This window comes from Bacillus cereus group sp. N11 (genome assembly GCF_016483605.1).
Classification (GTDB): Bacteria; Bacillota; Bacilli; order Bacillales; family Bacillaceae_G; genus Bacillus_A; species Bacillus_A toyonensis.
Map to the genome: position 1 here is coordinate 1 of NZ_JAEHBN010000052.1, position 524 is coordinate 524.

Consider the following 524-nt stretch of genomic DNA (forward strand, 5'->3'; position numbering starts at 1 on the left):
CGTCCGGATTTAGATGCCGATTTGAAAGCTGAAATTAAAGCGATTTATGAGGAAAATGAAGGCCGTTATGGCTACCGTCGCATTCGTGATGAGTTAACGAATCGTGGTCAAAAAGTGAATCACAAGAAGGTTCAACGCATTATGAAAGAGCTTGGATTAAAGTGTGTTGTGCGTATGAAAAAATATAAGTCTTATAAGGGGAAAGTTGGTAAAACTGCACCCAATATTTTAGCGCGCAATTTTCATGCAGATGCACCGAATCAAAAATGGGTAACAGACATCACAGAGTTTAAATTGTTTGGAGAGAAACTGTATATATCACCTGTATTAGACTTGTATAATGGTGAGATTATTACCTATACAATTGGCTCTAGACCGACGTATTCACTTGTTTCAGAAATGTTAGAGACAGCATTAGAACGTTTACCGGAAAATCACCAACTATTGATGCATTCAGATCAAGGGTGGCATTATCAAATGAAACAATATGCCCGGACACTTGAATCAAGAGGTATTGTGCAGAG

Annotated in this window: 1 protein-coding gene; it reads left to right on the plus strand. The window is 38.2% G+C overall.

Annotated features, from left to right (window positions below; genetic code table 11):
* The coding region (locus tag JDS98_RS29610) for an IS3 family transposase (protein WP_199634632.1) at nt 1-524 on the plus strand (524 nt) is incomplete at both ends.